General features: G+C 72.5%; 10 protein-coding genes. 6 read left to right on the forward strand and 4 right to left on the reverse strand.

Going from position 1 to position 15,036, the window contains the following annotated elements; translation table 11 throughout:
- Positions 1-5: 5 nt before the first annotated feature.
- Entirely contained in the window at positions 6-1,157 is a 1,152-nt protein-coding gene (locus tag ACH427_RS10685; RefSeq protein WP_398869055.1) for a lipid-transfer protein, read from the reverse strand.
- Between the two features lie 93 nt (positions 1,158-1,250).
- On the opposite strand from ACH427_RS10685, the gene ACH427_RS10690 reads away from it, so the two are divergent.
- Complete coding sequence (locus ACH427_RS10690; protein ID WP_398869056.1) at positions 1,251-2,885, forward strand: FadD3 family acyl-CoA ligase; 1,635 nt, start codon at positions 1,251-1,253, stop codon at positions 2,883-2,885.
- A gap of 172 nt (positions 2,886-3,057) precedes the next feature.
- Here the strand turns inward: ACH427_RS10690 and ACH427_RS10695 are convergent, their stop codons facing one another.
- The 3 genes from ACH427_RS10695 to ACH427_RS10705 all read right to left on the reverse strand — a co-directional run bounded on the left by ACH427_RS10695 (position 3,058) and on the right by ACH427_RS10705 (position 8,272).
- On the reverse strand, positions 3,058-3,321 hold the full coding sequence (locus tag ACH427_RS10695; protein ID WP_398869057.1) for a hypothetical protein: 264 nt from the start codon (positions 3,319-3,321) through the stop codon (positions 3,058-3,060).
- Between the two features lie 694 nt (positions 3,322-4,015).
- A complete protein-coding gene (locus ACH427_RS10700; RefSeq protein ID WP_398869058.1) occupies positions 4,016-4,243 on the reverse strand; it encodes a hypothetical protein in 228 nt (75 codons plus the stop codon).
- Positions 4,244-5,338: 1,095 nt separating this feature from the next.
- Positions 5,339-8,272, reverse strand: a complete 2,934-nt coding sequence (locus tag ACH427_RS10705; RefSeq protein WP_398869059.1) for a BTAD domain-containing putative transcriptional regulator — start codon at positions 8,270-8,272, stop codon at positions 5,339-5,341.
- Between the two features lie 155 nt (positions 8,273-8,427).
- On the opposite strand from ACH427_RS10705, the gene ACH427_RS10710 reads away from it, so the two are divergent.
- The 5 genes from ACH427_RS10710 to ACH427_RS10730 all read left to right on the forward strand — a co-directional run bounded on the left by ACH427_RS10710 (position 8,428) and on the right by ACH427_RS10730 (position 14,929).
- Positions 8,428-9,645, forward strand: coding sequence for an amidohydrolase family protein (locus ACH427_RS10710; protein WP_398869060.1), 1,218 nt, complete (start codon positions 8,428-8,430; stop codon positions 9,643-9,645).
- A gap of 47 nt (positions 9,646-9,692) precedes the next feature.
- Positions 9,693-10,604: a TIGR03619 family F420-dependent LLM class oxidoreductase gene (locus ACH427_RS10715; RefSeq protein WP_398869186.1), complete on the forward strand. Its 912-nt coding sequence runs from the start codon at positions 9,693-9,695 to the stop codon at positions 10,602-10,604.
- 13 nt (positions 10,605-10,617) lie between these two features.
- Positions 10,618-11,418, forward strand: coding sequence for an SDR family NAD(P)-dependent oxidoreductase (locus tag ACH427_RS10720; RefSeq protein WP_398869061.1), 801 nt, complete (start codon positions 10,618-10,620; stop codon positions 11,416-11,418).
- A 113-nt stretch (positions 11,419-11,531) separates the two neighbouring features.
- Positions 11,532-12,653: an LLM class flavin-dependent oxidoreductase gene (locus tag ACH427_RS10725; RefSeq protein WP_398869062.1), complete on the forward strand. Its 1,122-nt coding sequence runs from the start codon at positions 11,532-11,534 to the stop codon at positions 12,651-12,653.
- A gap of 518 nt (positions 12,654-13,171) precedes the next feature.
- A complete protein-coding gene (locus ACH427_RS10730; protein ID WP_398869063.1) occupies positions 13,172-14,929 on the forward strand; it encodes an amidohydrolase family protein in 1,758 nt (585 codons plus the stop codon).
- The last annotated feature ends 107 nt before the right edge of the window (positions 14,930-15,036 follow it).

Consider the following 15,036-nt stretch of genomic DNA (forward strand, 5'->3'; position numbering starts at 1 on the left):
AAGACTCAACTCCTCAGCAGCAGCGCCGAAGTGGGGACCCCCTCGCCCGCCGTGACCAGGCAGGTCGAGGCTCCGGGCACCTGCGCGGTGGAGCTGCCGCGGAGTTGCCGGACTCCTTCGTTGATGAGGTTGAAGCCATGGACGTAAGCCTCGCTGAGCCCTCCGCCCGCCGTGTTGAGCGGGAGGCGCCCGCCGGTCTCCAGGGCGCCGCCCTCGGTGAAGGCCGCCCCTTCGCCGCGCCCGCAGAAGCCGTAGCCTTCGAGGGAGAGCAGCACGAGCGGGGTGAACGCGTCGTAGATCTGGGCGACTTCGACATCCTCGGGGCCGAAGTCGGCCGTCTTCCAGAGGTGCCGGGCGGCCGTCCAGGCGGGGCCCGACAGCGGATCGGCGTTCCAGTAGTTGACCATGCCGTGGTGCTGGGCGGGGAGGCCCTGCGCGACGGAGTGGATGAGCACGGGGGTCTCGCGGCAGTCGCGGGCCCGCTCGGCGGAGGTGACCACGCAGGCGAGGGCGCCGTCGGTCTCCAGGCAGTTGTCGAAGAGGCAGAGCGGCTCGCTGATCCAGCGCGAGGTCATGTACGTCTCCCGGGTCAGCGGGCGCCCGTGCATGATCGCCACGGGGTTCTGGTGGGCACGGTTGCGGCACGCGAGCGCGACGTTGAAGAAGTGATCGCGCGTCGCGCCGTATTCGTGCATATAGCGCCGGGCGAGCATGGCGATCTCGTCGACGGGGCGCAGCAGGCCGTACGGCCGGGTCCACTGCGCGGGCGTGGGGAGCTGGACGGCGGTGTCGCGCCAGGGGCGCGGGCCGGAGCCGCGCTTGCGGGAGCGCCAGGCCACGCCGACGGTCGCCTGGCCGGTGGTGATCGCGGCGGCGAGGTGGGCGACGGTCGCGCAGGAGCCGCCACCGCCGTAGCCGGCCTTGGAGAAGAAGGTCACGTCCCCCGCCCCGATGGCCTTGGCGACCTCGACCTCGTCGGTCTCCTCCATGGTGTAGGAGGCGAAGGCGTCGACCTGGGAGGGAGGGATGCCCGCGTCGTCCAGCGCGGCCAGGATCGCGCGGCAGGCCAAATCCTTCTCCGATGACGGGAGTTGACGTGCGAAAGGAGTCTGCCCTATGCCGACGATCGCCGTGGAGTCCTTGAGTGTCGCCGCCATCGTCACCTCCACGCTGTGGGTGCTTTCGCTGCTGACAGCGCGGAAGGCTATCGCTAATCTGACGTTTAGTCAGCTAGTGGGCGAGGGGGCGCGATGCGCGGGGACCTGGAATTCATGTCCGTACCCCGGCTGGTCCGCACGGCCGCCGCACGGTACGCCGACCGCGAGGCGGTGGTCTGCGGCCGGACCCGGATCAGCTACGGCCAGCTCGGCGCCCGTGTCGAGCGCGCCGCCGCCGGCTGCCTCGCCGCGGGGGTCGAGGCGGGCGACCGGGTGGCCGTCTGGGCCCCGAATACCCTCGACTGGGTCGTCGCGGCCCTGGGCGCCGTCTCGGCGGGCGCGGTCCTCGTCCCCCTGAACACGCGGCTGAAGGGCGCCGAAGCGGTCCAGGTGCTGAAGCGCACACGGGCCGAGCTGCTCTTCGTGACCGGCACCTTCCTCGGTACGTCGTACGTCGCCGCGCTGCGCCGTGCGGCGGGGGCCGGGGAGCGGATGCGGGGCGACGGGCCGCCGCTGGCGGAGCTGCCCTGTCTGCGGCAGGTCGTGGTCCTGGGCGGAGAGGCTCCCGCGGAGTTCCTTACGTGGAAGGAGTTCCTGGCCGCGGGTGACGAGGTGCCGGCCTGGGCCGTGCGGGCACGGGCCAACGCCGTGGCCCCGGACGCGCCTTCCGACATCGTCTTCACCTCCGGCACCACGGGCGAGCCGAAGGGGGTCGTCGCCACCCAGGCCCAGAGCCTGCGCGCCTTCGGCGCCTGGGCGGATCTCGCCGGGCTCAGGGCGGGGGACCGCTGCCTGATCGTCAACCCCTTCTCGCACACCTTCGGTTACAAGGCGGGGGTGCTCGCCTGCCTGATGCGGGGCGCGACGATGGTGCCGCAGCCGGTCTTCGCCGCGGACGAGGTGGCGGCGCGCATCGCCACCGAACGCGTATCGGTGCTGCCGGGGCCGCCCACGCTGTTCCGGTCGCTGCTCGATCACCCGGCCCGGTCGCTGTACGACCTCTCGTCACTGCGGGTCGTGGTGACGGGTGCGGCGACGGTGGACCGGCGGCTGGTCGGCCGGCTGCGGGACGAGCTGGGGCGGGTGACGGTGCTGACCGCCTACGGGCTCAGCGAGGCGACCGGGCTGGTCACGATGTGCCGGCGCGGCGACCCGGACGAGGTGGTGGCCCGCACGTCGGGCCGCGCCGTACCGGACACCGAGGTCAAGGTGGTCGGGGCGGACGGCGGGACGCTGCCGGCCGGCGAGCGCGGGGAGATCCTGGTGCGGGGATATCAGGTGATGCCGGGCTACTTCGAGGATCCCGAGGCGACGGAGCGGGCGGTCGACGCGGAGGGCTGGCTGCACACCGGGGACGTCGGCGTGCTGGACGGCAAGGGCAATCTCCGCATCACGGACCGGCTCACGGACATGTACGTGGTCGGCGGCTTCAACGTCTACCCGGCCGAGGTGGAGCGGGTGCTGACGCGGCACCCCGGTGTGGTCGAGGCGGCGGTCGTCGGGGTGCCGGATCCGGAGGGGCGGCTGGGGGAGGTGGGCAGGGCGTTCGTCGTCCGGCGGGCGGCGGCCGATTCACCGACGGAGGAGGAGCTGATCCGCTGGGTGCGGGCGGAGTTGGCGAACTACAAGGTGCCGAGAGAGGTGGCGTTCCTGAGGGCGCTGCCGCGCAACGCGATGGGGAAGATACGCAAGGGGGAGCTGCGGGGGCCGGCGGACGGCGGCGTGTGAGAGTGGTGTTCCCCGCCCCCGCACGAAGCCCCGCGGATCCCGGGGCGCCGCCGTGCGGACGCGCCGGACGCGCCGGACGGGCCGGATATGCCGGATGACCCGGACGCGCCGGACGGGCCCGACCCGGGTGCGCCTTGTGGGAAGTGCGGTGGCCGAGCCCGTCCGGGTGGTGTCAGCCGAGGTCGCCGGAGGTGGTGTGGTCGTCCGCGCCGCCTGTCGTGTGGTCGTCCGCGCCGAGGGTGCTGTGGTCGTCCGTGCTGCCCGTCGTGTGGTCGTCGTGCGGGCTCGCGTGACCGGCGAACGGTGTCTGGAGATGGACGCCCGCGAGCGTCGTGTGGTCGTCGGCCGCGGCCGGGACCGCGGCGGCGACGGCGGCGGCCACCGCCAAGGCGGCTATGACGGCGGGCTTCTTCACGCGTGTGCTCGAGTTCTTCATTCCTGACTCCTCTGGATCGGGGGTGGCAATGCGGTGGTGACGCGCTCGGCGCCTGCGGTCCTGACGGATTCCGACGTCGCTGGAACATGACCGCAGGGGCCGGCGTCGACGGCTCCCCCTCCGTGCTGCCGACGCCGGCCCCTGACAGTCCCCCGTTGGTCTGTCCCCCCGTTGGGACGTCCCTTTTCAGTTGTCGTATTCAGTTGTCGTGCGTGGAACTTCCCCCGTCGAGCCGGCCCGTGGAGCGCCCCCGTGGAACCCTCCTTGCGGAGGGTTCCCGTCGCTCCTCGGGCCTGATCGTCGCTCTGTTCCTGATGGAACGGTCCCCCCGTGGAACGATTCCCCCGTGGGGCCGTCCCCCGTTTCGGCCGGCCCCTTCGAACGTTCCCGTTTCCGTTCGCGCTTCCCCCGTCGCGCTTCCCCGTCGCGCTTTTCCCCGTCGGTTTCCCCCGTGTGTGGTCGGCCCCCTCCGTTCTTCCCCCCGTCGGTGTCCCCCGTGATCAGGGCCGGCCCTTGTCCGTTCGCCTTCCGTCCCCCTGGACGGGTCCCCTGCCGAACGTCCCCCGTAGGGCCTTCCCTGGTGACCGGGCCGCGGCCCCCGTGTTCCCCCGTGTCGCTCCGCGGCCCTGTCGTCCTTCTGCCCTCCCGGGCCCGGCCGGTGTCGCCACCCGGGCGAGCCCGGTCGGATCAGGTCTCAGGAAAGCGGGCTGTCCGTCGCGTGGTCGTCCAGCTTGACGATCGGCTCACCTATGGTCGCGTGGTCGTCCGGCGGCGGCGCGAATTCCGGAGCGAACCCCGGGGCGAAATCCGGCGCGAATTCCGGGGTCGCGGCGAGGGTGCCGCCGCCTCCGCCCGTCACGTGATCGTCCTGCGGTGTGGCCACGACTGGCTTGAGCTTCCGCTCATCGCTCATGTCGATCAACTCCGTTGGTTCAGTGCGAGTCTCTGGGTGTGAAGGGGAAGGTGATCCTCGGGGATTGCAGAACCCGCCCGGCGACTCCCCCGAGGATCGCCGGACGGGTATGAGGGCTGATCAGGTTGATCACCCCTAGGTGAGGTTTCACCTACGACCCGCCTGCCCCCCGACGCGACGGATCGACATGAGTAAGACTGCCGTGCGGCGATAAACGATCGATGAACGGGCACGTGACAGCGTTGTGCGGGGGGCTGGGCGGGGGTGTTCGCTTCGCGGGGGCCTGATGGGGTGGGGCCCGCGGCGGGTGTGTCCGGCGGATATTCCCCATCCCGCCCCTTCCCGAAACCGGGGCCTGGCCCCGGGCCCCGTCGTGTTCGGGCTCCGTAATGTCCGCTTGCCCGGGTGGTTGTCGGCCGGAGGGGTGCGGGCCCGGCTGGCGCCTGCGGGGCCTTTCCCCTGTCCCGCCCCTTCCCGAAACCGGGGCGCTGCCCCAGGCCCCGGCCTGCGGGCCGGTTCGCCGCCCGCGGCGCGAGCGGCCTGCGGCCGCGTCCTCAGACGCCGGACGGGCTGGATTTCGCACCTGGAAACCGGGAGGCAAGCCCCCAGCCGCCCACAACGTTGCGCGCCCGGAACCGGGGCTCTGCCCCGGACCCCCGCGACACGGCTGCGCCGCGTTGTCGTCAAGCGTCGGACGGGCCGGTTGGGCACCCGCCCCGCCCCTTCCCGAAACCGGGGCGCTGCCCCAGGCCCCGGCCTGCGGGCCGGTTCGCCGACCGCGGCGCGAGCGGCCTGCGGCCGCGTCCTCAGACGCCGGACGGCTGGATTTCGCACCTGGAAACGGGGGGCAAGCCCCGGACCCCCGCGAACGTTGCGCACCCCGGAACCGCGCGCACCCCAGACCTTGACCGCTGACCGTCGCCGCCTGCGGCCGCGTCCTCAAGCGCCGGACGGGCGGTTGCGCATGCATCCGCCCCGAAACCGGGCTTGCGTCCCAACCCCCGCCCGGCCAGCCCTCCGTCGCCGCCCGCGCCCCCGGCGGGAGTGCCCTTGAAACGCGCCTCTGGACGAAGTCCGGGCCCAACGCCCAGGCCCCGGCCGCCCCTATGCCGCCGCCACCACCCCCGCCAGCAGTCCCCGAACCTCCTCCGCCTCCGACGCCCCCAGCTGTTCGTACATGCCGAGGGCCTCTGTCCAGCAGGCGCGGGCTCGGCCCGGTTGGCCGAGGGCGTCCAGGGAGCGGCCCAGGAGGGTGAGGATGTTGCCGCGGCGCCAGGCGCCGCCGATGTTGCGGAGTTTGAGGGCCTGTTCCGCGTGGTGGGCGGCCGCGGCGGGGCGGGAGGCGCCCAGGTGGGCGTCCGCCATGCGGTAGTGCGTCATGCCCTCCCACAGCCGCTGCCGGTTGTCGCGGAAGACCGGCAGGGCCTCGGCCAGGCGGCTCAGCGCCTCCTCGTAGCGGCCGGCGTGGGTGAGGGCGACGCCCAGCGCGTAGAGACCGTTGGCGATGCGCCAGGACGTGCCGAACTCGCGGTAGCGCGCGACCGCCTGCTCCGCCATCTGCACGCCCTGCGCGATGCGGCCGGTGTCGAGCAGGACGCGCGAGAGGTTGCTCAGCGCGCTCGCCTCGCCCGGGCGGTTGCCGTCGCCGCGGAAGGCGGCCAGGGCCTGCTCCAGATAGAGCTCCGCGTCGTCGTAGCGGTGCTGGTAGATGGCGATGATGCCGCGGATGTTCGTGGCGTGGCAGACGGGGACGATGTCCGCGCAGGCGTCCCCGAGCAGGATCGCCAGCCGGGCGTGCTCGTCGGCGGGGGCGAACCGGCCCGCGATGCGGTCCACATGGGCCAGCACGGTCCGGGCCCGCCCCTCCGCCAGGGTGTCCCCGGTGGCGCGGGCCGTGTTCAGCAAGGCGGTGGCGGCCTGCTCGTACTGCCGGGAGTCGGCGCCGGACTCGGCGAGGTCCTTCGCCGCCAGCAGCAGGTCGACGGCGCGCCGCAGCGTGCCGCCGCCCTCGCCCGCCTGCTGGCGCACGCAGGCGAGCAGGCACCCGGCCTCGGCGAAGAGCCAGTCGCTGGCGGCCCCGCCGTCGGTGAAGGTGAGCCCGGGGTGCGTGGTGGGCGCGAGGTGGGTGAGGAGCTGCTCGCCGGGGCGCTCCAGGACGTACGCGCCGGCGGCCGTGACCAGATAGAAGTCCAGCAGCCGGGACATGGCGGCGCAGCGTTCGGCCGGCGGCTGCTCGTCGCGCTCGGCGCACGCACGCGCGTAGAGGCGGACGAGGTCGTGGAAGCGGTAGCGGCCCGGGGCGGCGGATTCGAGGAGCGAGGTGTCGACGAGCGACTCCAGGATCTCCTCGGTCGCGTCGGCGTCCAGGTCGAGCACGGCGGAGGCGGCGGCCAGGGAGATGTCGGGGCCGTCGGCGAGGCCGAGCAGGCGGAAGGCGCGGGCCTGGGCGGGCTCCAGCTGGCCGTAGCCGAGCTCGAAGGTGGCCTTGACGGCGAGGTCGCCGGCGCGGAGCTCGTCCAGGCGGCGGCGCTCGTCGGCGAGCTTGCGGGCGAGGACGGAGACGGTCCAGGTGCGGCGGGCGGCGAGCCGGGAGGCGGCGATGCGGATGGCCAGTGGCAGGAAGCCGCAGGCGGCGACGACGTCCATCGCGGCGTCGCGCTCCGCGCCGACCCGCTCGGACCCGACGATGCGGGTGAAGAGGACCAGCGCTTCCTCGGGGCTCATCACGTCGAGGTCGACGAGGTGGGCGCCCGCGAGGTCGACCATGCGCGAGCGGCTGGTGACCAGCGCCGCGCAGCCCTCCGTGCCCGGCAGCAGCGGCCGGATCTGGGCGGCGTCGCGGGCGTTGTCGAGCAGCGCGAGGACGCGGCGGCCGTCCAGGGTGGAGCGGAAGAGCGCGGCCCGCTCCTGGAGGCCGTCGGGGATCGCGGCGTCCAGGATGCCCAGCGCCCGCAGGAAGGACCCCAGGACGGCCTCCGGTTCGGCGGGCACCGGCCCGGCCCCCTGGAGGTCGACGTAGAGCTGGCCGTCGGGGAAGTGGTGCCGGGCGGCGTGCGCGACGTGCACGGCCAGCGTCGTCTTGCCGACGCCGCCGATGCCCGCGACGGCCGAGACGGCCATGATCCGCCCCTCGGCGGTGACCAGCTGGTCGCTGAGCTCGTCCACGAAGCCGGTGCGCCCGGTGAAGTCGGAGACGGTGGCCGGGAGTTGCGCCGGCCGGATGAAGGTGGGGCCCGCGTGCGGCCGGTCGTCCGGTGTGAGGTGCAGGGTGAGATCCGCGTCGGCCTGGAGGATGCGCTGCTGGAGCTCGGCGAGTTCGGGGCAGGGGTCGACGCCGAGCTCCTCGGCGAGGAGCTTGCGGGTGTCGGCGTAGACGGCGAGGGCCTCGGCCTGCCGTCCGCTGCGGTAGAGGGCGAGCATCAGCAGCTCGCGCAGCCGCTCGCGCAGCGGGTGGGCGGCGGTCAGGGCGGTGAGCTCGGAGACGGCCTCGGCGTGGGCGCCGACCTCCAGGTCGAGGTCGAGGCGGGTCTCGATGAGGGTGAGCCGCCACTCCTCCAGCCGGGCGCGCTGGGTCTCGGCGTACGGGCCGGGCAGGCCGGCCAGGGGCTCGCCGTCCCAGACCCCGAGCGCCTCGTTGATCAGCTCGCGGGCGCGGGTGCGGTCGCCCGCTGCGCGGGACTTCTCGGCCTCGGTGGCGAGGTGTTCGGCCTTGTCGATGTCGAGGCAGCCGTGCCCCACCCGGATCGCGTAGCCGCCGGACTCGCTGACCAGGGCGTCGGCGTCGGGGCCGAACGCCTTGCGCAGCCGGGAGGCGTACGTGCGCAGCGCGGCGAGGGCGGCGTGCGGGGGTTCGTCGCCCCACAGCGCGTCCACCAGCTCGGGCGCGGTGGCGGTGCGGCCGCCGCGCAGCAGCAGGGCGGCGAGGAGTGCCCGCTGCTGGGGCGAGCCGGTGTGCAGCAGTTCCCCGCCGCGCCGGGCCCGCACGGGCCCGAGCACGGTGAAGCGCAGATGGTGCCCGTGCCCTGTGTCGCCGGCCATTGTGACCCCCTGCCTGTCCCCGCTCGGTCGCACCGGCCAGTCTGCCTTGTCCGTGGCCTCTACGTCAGCAGTGGTCCGGCCTCTCCACAAGCCCTGCAAGAGACTGCCCTGCCGCACTGCTGACGGATCGTCAGTTCGTCGCTAACGTGTCAGCCATGGTGAGCTTCCCCAGGATCATCTCGGTGGACGACCACACGGTCGAGCCCCCGCACGTCTGGCGGAACAGGCTTCCGGCGAAGTTCCACGACGTCGGACCACGTGTCGTACGCGCGCCGGTGAAGGAAATGACCTTCACCGGGGGCCGGTTCACGCCGGTCATGGGCGCTCCCGGGGGCGACGGTCCGGTGGCGGACTGGTGGGTCTATGAGGATTTGCACCGTCCGCTCACTCGGCTGGATACCGCCGTCGGATACTCCAGGGACGACATCAAACTGGAGGCCATCACCTACGAGCGGATGCGCCCGGGGTCCTACGACGTCCCGGAACGTTTGGCCGATATGGATCGTAACCATGTCCAGTCCGCGCTCTGTTTCCCCACCTTTCCGCGTTTCTGCGGACAGACGTTCACCGAGGCGAAGGACCGCGGACTCGCCCTGCTGGCCGTCCGCGCCTACAACGACTGGATGGTCGAGGAGTGGTGCGGTCCGGACGCGCGCGGACGCCTGATCCCCCTCGCCATCGTCCCGTTGTGGGACGCGGACCTCGCCGCCGAGGAGGTGCGGCGCAACGCCGCGCGCGGAGTGCGGGCCGTGTGTTTCTCGGAGATACCGCCGTACCTCGGCCTGCCCTCCGTCCACACCGACGCCTGGGACCCCTTCCTGCGCGCCTGCGCGGAGACCGGGACCGTCGTCGCCATGCACATCGGATCGTCCTCGCGCATGCCGTCGACCTCCGACGACGCCCCGCCCGCCGTCAGTTCGGCGCTCACCTTCGCTAACTGCTGCTTCTCGATGGTGGACTGGCTGATGTCGGGCGCCTTCGAGCGGTTCCCCGGGCTGCGCGTCATGTACGCGGAGGGGCAGATCGGCTGGATCCCGTACATCCTGGAGCGCGCGGACGCCGTGTGGTCCGAGAACCGCGGCTGGGGCGGCGTCGCCGACAAGGTCCACCGCCCGCCCTCCGAACTCTTCGCCGGGCACGTCCACGGCTGCTTCTTCGACGACCCGGTCGGCCTGCGCAACCTCGACGCGATCGGCGCGGCGAACGTCCTCTACGAGACGGACTACCCGCACTCCGACTCGACCTGGCCGCGCTCGCGGGAGGTGGCGCGGGAGCAGATGGGGCACCTGGCACCGGATGTGGTCGAGGCGATCGTCCGGGGCAACGCGATCTCCCTGCTGGGCCTGACGGAGGACGGCCTGTGGGCGGGCTGAACGCGAACGGTCTGGATGTGCTGCCGGCGGGCCGCCTGGCCTACGGCATGCAGGTGCCCATCACCTCGCTGAGCACCCTCTACGCCGAGCCCTGGGAGGTCGAGGCCGGGCCCGCCGAGCTCCGCGACATCGCCCGCGCCGCCGACCGCCTCGGCTTCACCTACCTCGCCACCTGCGATCACGTCGCCGTCCCCGTGCGGCTCGCGGCCGCCATGGGCACCACGTGGTACGACCCGGTGGCGACCCTCGCCCACCTCGCCGCCGTCACCGAGCGGACCCTGCTGCTCAGCCACGTCTCCGTCGCGGCGCTGCGGCACCCGCTGGCCCTGGCGAAGCAGTACGCCACCGTCGACCGGCTCTCGGGCGGGCGCCTGGTGCTGGGGGTGGGCGCCGGGCACGTGCCGGAGGAGTTCCGGGCGCTGGGCGTGGACTTCCACCGGCGCGGGGCGATCCTGGACGAGACCGTCGACGCGCTCAAGGCGGCGCTGGGGCCGGAGGAGTTCCCGGAGTTCCACGGCCCCCGCTTCGCCTTCCGCGGCCTGGGCCAGGCCCCGCGCCCCGTCCGCACGCCGCGTCCGCCGATCTGGGTCGGCGGCTCCTCCCCGGCGGCCCTGCGCCGCGCCGCGCTGCGCGGTGACGGCTGGCTGTCGCAGGGTGACTCCCGCGAACAGCTGCCCCTGCGCGTCGCCGAGCTCCGCCGGCTGCGCGCCGCGGCGGGCCGCGAGGGCCCGTTCGCCGTCGGCGCCATCACGGAGGCGCTCTACATCGGCACGCCGGGCTGGGACGTCGGCCCGCGCACACTGTCCGGCAGGCCGGGGACGCTGGCGGAGTCGCTGCGCGTGTACGGCTCGCTGGGCGCGGACCAGATCCAGGTCCGCTTCCGGTGCCGGGGGCCCGCGGAACTGCTGGAGCAGATGGAACGGTTCGCGTCCGGGATCGCCCCCCTGCTGGCGGAGTGAGAGGCGTAGGCCCATGTCCCAACTGAACGGCCGGGTCGTGCTCGTCACGGGCGCCGCCCGTGGTCAAGGGGCCGAGGAGGCCCGCCTCCTCGCCGCCGAGGGCGCGCGGGTCGTCCTCGCCGACGTGCTGGACGACGCGGGGCGGGCCGTCGCCGCGGAGATCGGCCGGGACAGGGCCGTCTACGTCCACCTCGACGTCTCCGGGGAAGCCGGGTGGGGCGCGGCCGTCGCCGCCGCCAAGGACGCCTTCGGGAAGCTCGACGGGCTCGTCAACAACGCCGGCATCCTCCGCTTCAACGCGCTGGTGGACACGCCGGAGGAGGAGTTCCTGGAGGTCTTCCGCGTCAACCAGCTCGGTACGTTCCTCGGCATGCGCGCCGCGATCCCCGAGCTCGTGGCGGCGGGCGGCGGGACGATCGTCAACACCGCCTCGTTCGCCGCGCTGGCCGGGCTGCCGTATGTCGCCTCCTATGCCGCGAGCAAGGCCGCCGTCGTGGCCATGACCCGCGTCGCGGCGCTCGAACTCGCCGCCGACGGGATCCGCGTCAACGCCGTCTGCCCCGGCGGCGTCGACACCCCGATGACCGATCCGGGCCTGCTCGACGCGGCGGTGGACGCCGAGCGGGCCGGTGCCGGTGCCGCGGCCGGTGCCGGGGAGTTCTACCGCAAGGTCGTGCCGATGGGGCGGATCGGGCGGCCGGCGGAGGTGGCCCGCATGGTGCTGTTCCTGACCTCCGACGCCTCCTCGTACGTCACCGGCCAGCCGTTCGTCGTGGACGGCGGGTGGCTGGCCGGGACGCGGCTGTTCTCCTGACCCGTGTTCCCCTGGCCAGGGCGCCGCCCACACGATCCCTTGACGCTCCCTGGAGCCGATGCCACAGTCGTTCATCTGACGATGCGTCAGAAATCTAGGGACGGTGAACCTCCGTGGAATTCGGGATCTTTGTGCAGGGTTACGTTCCCGCGAGCAGGCAGCGGACCGACCCCGAGGCCGAGCATCACGCGCTGCTGGAAGAGACCGAGTACGTCATCCAGGCGGACCGGTCCGGCTTCAAATACGCCTGGGCGTCCGAGCACCACTTCCTCGACGAGTATTCGCACCTCTCCGCCAACGACGTCTTCCTCGGCTATCTCGCGCACGCCACCGAACGCATCCACCTCGGCTCCGGGATCTTCAATCCGCTGCCCCAGGTCAATCATCCCGTCAAGGTCGCCGAGAAGGCGGCCATGCTCGACCATCTCTCCGGCGGGCGCTTCGAGTTCGGCACCGGGCGCGGCGCGGGCAGCCACGAGATCCTGGGCTTTCTCCCCGGCGTGACCGACATGGACCACACCAAGGAGATCTGGGAGGAGACGATCGCCGAGTTCCCCCGGATGTGGCTCCAGGACGAATACCCCGGCTTCCAGGGCAAGCACTGGTCACTGCCGCCGCGGAAGATCCTGCCCAAGCCGTACGGCCCTGGGCATCCGGCGATGTGGTACGCGGCCGGTTCCCCCTCCTCCTACTCCATGGCCGCCCGCAAGGGCCTCGGAGTCCTGGGCTTCAGCGTGCAGAAGGTCTCCGACATGGAGTGGGTCGTCGACTCCTACAAGAACGCCATCAAGGACGCGAAGCCGGTGGGGGCCTTCGTCAACGACAACGTGATGGTGACGTCGACGGCGATCTGCGCCGAGACGCACGAGGAGGCCGTGGCCACGGCGGTCAGCGGTGGGCTGCATTACCTTCAGTCGTTGCTCTTCCGCTATCACGACACGTTTCCTCGTCCTGAGGGGATCCCTCAGTGGCCCGAGCTGCTGCCGGAGTACACGGAGGAGATCATCGAGCTGCTCATCGCCGAGGAGTTGATGATCTGCGGGGATCCTGACGAGGTGTTCCGGCAGTGCAAGAGGTGGGAGCAGGCGGGGGCTGATCAGCTTGCCTTCGGCTTGCCGATCGGGGTGCCTCGGGAGGGGGCTTTGCGGACGCTTCGGTTGATCGGGGAGCATGTGATTCCGAAGATTGATGTGGATCCTGTGCATCGGACTACGCGTCTGCGGCGGGGGGTTTAGGGCTGTTGTCTGGTGCGGGTGTGTTGCCGCCTGCGGCGGGGGCGCCCTGCCGGGTTGGCCGTTGCTGGGTGCGGGTTGTGTGTGGTTGCGGTTCGTGTGGCCTCAATCGCCGGCCGGGCTGGGTTGTGGTGGGTGCCGGGGGTGGGTCTTCCGGGCTGGGGACCTGGAACGCGGTGCGGTGCGGGTCACGCGTATGGAGTGCCCTGAAAACGCACCGCGTTCCAGAACCCCACCCTCCAGCCCCACCCCCTCCCGCCGGAGGGCGACATTCGGTTGTGGGGTGCGCCGGTCTTCTCTTTCGGCTTGTCAGGGGCGCCCGTCTTTTCTTTTCAGCCTGTCCGGCGTTTGAGGACAACGCGCGAAGCGTGTTGCGGGGGTCTGGGGGCTTGCCCCCAGTTTCGGGAAGGGGCGGGGCTGGGGAACAAACCAGCCCGTCCGGCGTTTGAGGACGCGGCCGCAGGCCGCTCCCGCCGCACGCGGCAACGTCATCCATCCGTCAGAGACAGAGGTGACCGACCATGCTCGACCATCTCATCCGCCGCGCCACGGTCATAGACGGCACAGGAAGCGCCCCCTACGTCGCGGACGTAGGAATAAAAGACGGCCGTATTGCGACAATCGGCCGTCCAGGGCGGGCACTGGCCGGCCGCATAGGCGAGCGCGCCAGGACGGAAGAGGACGCGAGCGGGCTGATGCTCAGCCCGGGGTTCGTCGACCCCCACACGCACTACGACGCTCAGCTGTTCTGGGATCCGTACGCCACGCCGTCCATGAGCCACGGCGTGACCACCGTCGTCGGCGGGAACTGCGGCTTCACGCTCGCGCCGCTCAATCCCGCGTGCCCCGAGGACGCCGACTACACGCGGCGGATGATGAGCAAGGTGGAGGGCATGTCGCTCACCGCGCTCGAACAGGGCACGCCCTGGAGCTGGTCGTCGTTCGGGGATTATCTGGGCGCGCTGGAGGGGCGGATCGCGGTCAACGCCGGTTTCATGCTGGGGCACTGCGCGCTGCGCCGCTATGTGATGGGTCCCGAGGCTGTGGGCGGGGTGCCCGACGCGGGGCAGCTGGCGCGGATGACGGCGATCCTCCACGACGCGATGGACGCCGGTGCCTGGGGGCTGTCCACGACGCGGTCGACCACCCACTCCGACGGCGACGGCAGGCCCGTCGCCTCGCGGCATGCGCGGCCCGAGGAACTGATCGCGCTCGCGCGGGCGGTCGGGGAGCACGAGGGCACTCAGCTGGAGGCCATCGTCACCGGCTGTCTCGACCGCTTCTCGGACGCCGAGGCCGATCTCCTGGTGGAGCTCACGGCCACCGCCGGGCGGCCGCTGAACTGGAACGTCCTCACCATCGACGCCGCCGTCCCCGACCGCGTGCCCCGGCAGCTCGCGGCGAGTGAACGGGCCCGGGCGGTGGGGGGCCGGATCGTCGCGCTCACGATGCCGGTCCTCACGCCGATGAACATGTCCCTCGGCACCTTCTGCGCGCTCAACCTGCTGCCCGGCTGGGGGGAGGTCCTCGCCCTCCCGGTGCCGCGCCGCATCGCCGAACTGCGCAAGCCGGAGGTACGGGCGGAGCTGCTGCGCCGGGCGCGGAGCGAGGAGGCGGGAGTGTTCCGGCGGCTGGCCGACTTCGGGCGTTACGTCATCGGGGACACGTACGCGCGGGAGAACGACGGCCTCACCGGCCGCGTCGTCCGCGACATCGCCGCCGAGCGCGGCCTGGAGCCGTTCGCCTGCCTGGTGGAGATCTGCGCGGCCGACGGGCTGCGTACGGTCCTGTGGCCCATGCCCACCGACGACGACCCCGCCAGCTGGGAGCTGCGCCGCCGCACCTGGGAGCACGAGGACGTGCTGCTCGGCGGCTCGGACGCGGGCGCGCACCTGGACCGCATGTGCGGGGCGCCGTACACCACGCGCTTCCTCGGCGACTGCCTGCGCGGCCGCAAGCTGGTGCCGCTGCCCGCGGCCGTACGGATGCTGAGCGACGACCCCGCGCGGCTCTTCGGGCTCCGGGGCCGGGGGCGGATCGCGGAGGGCTGGTGCGCCGACCTCGTCCTCTTCGACCCCGAGCGCGTCGACGCGGGCCCCGCCACGCTCGTCCACGACCTGCCCGGCGACGGTCCCCGGCTGGACGCGCGGGCGGTGGGCGTGGTGAGCGTACGGGTCAACGGCGTGGAGACCGTGCGGCACGACGTGGTGACGGGCAAGGTGCCCGGGAGGGTGCTGCGGTCGGGGCGGGACACGGAGACGGTGGCCACGAAGGGCTGAGCGCGTGGCCGGTACGCGTGCCCGCCCCGGCCGGGCGCGGGAAATTTTCGAAACGGGGCAAAAGGTGCGGGGCTGCGGTTATCGCAGGGTGATCGCTGGGGGGTTAC

This window comes from Streptomyces sp. NPDC020379 (genome assembly GCF_044387105.1).
In the GTDB taxonomy this organism is placed as follows: Bacteria; Actinomycetota; Actinomycetes; order Streptomycetales; family Streptomycetaceae; genus Streptomyces.